The organism is Phormidium sp. CCY1219 (assembly GCF_035615515.1).
Taxonomy (GTDB): domain Bacteria; phylum Cyanobacteriota; class Cyanobacteriia; order Cyanobacteriales; family Laspinemataceae; genus CCY1219.
This window is the reverse complement of the sequence record NZ_JAJENT010000155.1, coordinates 1-3472: the sequence shown is the minus strand read 5'-3', so window position 1 is coordinate 3472 and position 3472 is coordinate 1. Positions and strand designations below refer to the sequence as shown.

6 protein-coding genes and 1 pseudogene are annotated in these 3472 nt (G+C 42.4%); 5 read left to right on the top strand and 2 right to left on the bottom strand.

Annotated elements, in window-relative coordinates; translation table 11 throughout:
- The 3 genes from LKK83_RS00845 to LKK83_RS00835 all read left to right on the top strand — a co-directional run.
- A partial coding sequence (locus LKK83_RS00845) for a hypothetical protein (protein ID WP_442957259.1) occupies positions 1-310 on the top strand: 310 nt, incomplete at its 5' end.
- 222 nt (positions 311-532) lie between these two features.
- Positions 533-1423, top strand: coding sequence for an NAD-dependent epimerase/dehydratase family protein (locus LKK83_RS00840; RefSeq protein WP_324628830.1), 891 nt, complete (start codon positions 533-535; stop codon positions 1421-1423).
- Positions 1424-1425: 2 nt separating this feature from the next.
- Positions 1426-1566 (top strand): hypothetical protein, encoded by a 141-nt coding sequence (locus LKK83_RS00835; RefSeq protein WP_324628829.1) that lies wholly within the window; start codon positions 1426-1428, stop codon positions 1564-1566.
- Here the strand turns inward: LKK83_RS00835 and LKK83_RS00830 are convergent.
- Positions 1505-1842 (bottom strand): annotated as a pseudogene (locus LKK83_RS00830) (type II toxin-antitoxin system VapC family toxin). The gene LKK83_RS00835 and the pseudogene LKK83_RS00830 sit on opposite strands and share 62 nt — an antisense overlap.
- A gap of 57 nt (positions 1843-1899) precedes the next feature.
- Positions 1900-2133 carry a hypothetical protein gene (locus LKK83_RS00825; RefSeq protein ID WP_324628831.1) on the bottom strand — a complete coding sequence of 78 codons (234 nt, stop codon included), beginning with the start codon at positions 2131-2133 and terminating at the stop codon, positions 1900-1902.
- A gap of 119 nt (positions 2134-2252) precedes the next feature.
- On the opposite strand from LKK83_RS00825, the gene LKK83_RS00820 reads away from it, so the two are divergent.
- Entirely contained in the window at positions 2253-2393 is a 141-nt protein-coding gene (locus LKK83_RS00820) for a hypothetical protein (RefSeq protein ID WP_324628827.1), read from the top strand.
- A 93-nt stretch (positions 2394-2486) separates the two neighbouring features.
- Positions 2487-3080 carry a Uma2 family endonuclease gene (locus LKK83_RS00815; RefSeq protein ID WP_324628825.1) on the top strand — a complete coding sequence of 198 codons (594 nt, stop codon included), beginning with the start codon at positions 2487-2489 and terminating at the stop codon, positions 3078-3080.
- The last annotated feature ends 392 nt before the right edge of the window (positions 3081-3472 follow it).

The window sequence follows — 3472 nt, the reverse complement described above, 5'->3', positions numbered from 1 at the left end:
TTTAACTGTAGTTATAGATATAGAGAAAACTGGTTCTATAGAAATGGTTAGTCAAAGGTCTTATAGCAGTTATGCAGACTTACTGCTATGGTTATCTTTGCTAAAAAGGGGATTAATTGCTTATGGAATTCAAGAAAATTTAGCTTTATATAGAATTGTTCAAGGTTCAATGTCTAGCAATAAATTGAAAAACGCGATTGGAGTGTGGAAAATTTATCGTCAAATAGAAAAATTAAATTTACCAGTTGCGAGTTGGTGTTTCATAAATTATGCTTGGAGAGGCTACATAAAATATAAACAATTAATCTAAATTAGTCATAGAATAAGTTATCATCTAGGTATAACTAGCGTTGATGGACTATATCTAAATGAAAAATGAAAAATGTTTAAATTTATTGGATATTTTTAGTTGAACGATATCCAATAATAAATATCGGGTACAGATTTTATTACCAGGAGATTGGTAACTGATATTATCAAGAATATGTAAAAAAAATTAAAACGCTATTTTTATTGGTTAAAGTAAAAGGTAATGAACATAATAATAACAGGTAGTACAGGTTTAATAGGACTCTATTTACTGTCAAAAATTAAACAAGAAAATTACTTGATTGATTGTGTGGTGAGATCCACCAGTAATACTCAAGGAATTGAAGAAATAAATCTAAAAATCAACTATTTTGTCGGAGATACTTCTTCCGTTGAGACTTGGGACAAGATTTTGGCACAAAGAACTCCTGAAGTAATCGTTCACATTGCATCTATATTACATACTGAAGCTATAGTTGAAAGCCTGAAAAAAGCTGAAAAAAATCCAAGGTTAATTGTGATTGGCACTACAGGAATTTATTCTAAATACCGTGAAAGTGCCGAAGATTATAAAAAAATGGAAACCCGACTGGACGAATATTCAGGCTCTTACTGCTTACTTCGCCCCACGATGATATATGGTTCCCACCGAGATAAGAACCTCCATAAACTGATAAAATTTTGCGATCGCTACGGATTCTTTCCCGTATTTGGACCGGGTGAAAATCTCATCCAACCCGTTCATGCTGATGACTTAGCCCAAGCTATCTTAACCGCACTTCAACGCCCCCATATCCAAGGGGCATACGACCTTTCTGGCGGTACGGTTGTCACCTTCCGAGAACTGCTAACTTTAGTCGGAAAACTACTCGGCAAACCAGTACGCCAGATTTCTTTACCTCTCAATGCAGGAGTCTGGTCAGCCACAATTCTGGAAAATCTTTTAAAAGAGCGATCGCCTGTACGCCGGGAGCAAATCCTGCGATTACAAGAAGACAAAGCCTATCCCCATGATGCAGCGCAACGAGATTTAGATTTTTTCCCTCGAACCCTAGAAGAAGGTCTTGGACAAGAGGTAGAGTTGATGCGTAGCTTAGGCATGATTTCCAGTTAGCCATGTATTTTGCCGTAGCGATCGCCACCTTGGTCGAAAATCAAAGGGGATGGAGCGTGAATCCAGAAATAGCTATAGACATCAACGGGAAACTAAACGTCCCTTTAACTCTGTATAGTTGGGAAACATCGAATCTAGACTGATTAGAGAAGCATTATAAATCAAAGCTGTGGCAATGATAATCCGGTCAGCCGGTCGCGATGATGTTCTGGCAGTTGAGCAGCTTTCAGAGCAATTTCCCGCTCGATGGGCAAAACCTGAATATCTGCCAATGCAGCTTTGACCCATTCATCAAGGGGAAGAGAAATCTGTACCCGCTGCCGTTTCACCAATTGTCCGAGTTCCCAGCAAGAAATGGCACTAATCGCAACAGTATCAGCCGTTTCAATCAGCTCAATTAGACGATCGGAAAGCGCCATACTACTGAGCTGGGGATTTTGCCAACGAATCCAGATATGAGTATCAAGTAACAGCATTCAGGACAAATCCCAATCTGACTCAGGGATGGCAGGTGCGATTAAATCGTCAAGCAAGCGAACCGTACCCGCTAGTTTTGGAGAAGGCTGGCGGCGTCGTGAAGTAGCAACGGACTCCTCGGATATCGCGGAGAGAACGATCACTTCATAAGTGCGATCGCTCTTCAGTGAAGGAGGTAGGTCGATAACCAGTTGACCATTGACAGGTTTGGCAAAGATTCGCAACGCTTCCATAGCCACCTCCGGACTCAGGATAATGAATTAATTCTATCACTAGACTATCCCTTGGGCAACCTAAAATAAAATCAGAACATTATTACCCTTATACGACACAGAATAATCCCTACCCAACTTTGGTTAGAACAAGCGATCGCCTCCTGAGTTCCCTCGTCGTGGATAGCAGCAAAATCCGCAATACCCTAAACTGGCGATCGCCATTTACTATAGATGAGGGTCTCCAGCAAACTCTGCAAAGCGATCGCAATCAATTTTGAAGTCAATATGAAATCAAGATTACGCTTTTCACTGTTCGTTTTTCACTGTTCGTTTTTCGATCGCGTACCGGATTTCTTAGGAGGGTAATCGACATGCAACTGTTAGACATACAAACTCTCGCGCCAGCACCAGAACAACGCATCCTTCTGAACCATGTCACTTGGGAGCAATACGAAAGCCTCTCATCCCTATTTGTGGATGAATTTCCCCGGATGACTTATTTAGAAGGAAAGCTAGAAATTATTATCACAGTATCTCCAGAGCACGAACGCTTGAAAAAGATTATTGCTCGGTTGATTGAAACCTATGCAGTTGAGAAACGAATTAATCTCAATGGCTATGGCAACACTACCTTTCGCAACCAAGCAGTAGCGCGAGGAGCCGAACCGGATGAGTGCTATTGTTTGGGCGAGCTGGGGCAAGTTCCCGATATGGTGCTGGAAATCGCTCTGACTAGCGGCGGAGTCGATAAATTAAAGGTTTACCAAGGATTGAGAGTTCCAGAGGTATGGTTTTGGCAAAATGGAAGTTTTTCCCTTTATCGGTTAGGAGCGAAAAACTACACTATAATTCCTCGCAGTACCTTCCTGCCGGATCTAGATTTCTCCCTCCTGAGTCAATATCTGGAATACGCCAACCAAACTGAGGCAGTTCTGGCTTATCGCCAGGCGCTGCAAAATTATTAAGGTCGATCGCTCAACTTGACGACCATCATGCCAATCCCGATTCTAGCGCCACTTTCCTCCTCCTGAGCCTCCTGACCGTTGGCTGGCTCAAACAGCGCTTCAGCCAAAACCTGCTCGACATCCCCAACGATGTTGCATCCACAACGCTACGCGAGATTGCAGTTCCCACAGCCAACCCACCCCACGGGGCGGCGACTTGGGCTTCATCATTGCCTTTGCGATCGCGCCATAACTCCCCACTATTCCTTGGGCCGCTTAACATGAAATTAGAATGTTGTCCCGTATAGATGGAAAAATAACCTGTGGCATTGAAATCACACGAAAAAAAGACGAAAGTTTGGTAGCCCCGTAACTTTAGTTCGGGGCGGAAAAACGAACGCTTGTTTCAACAA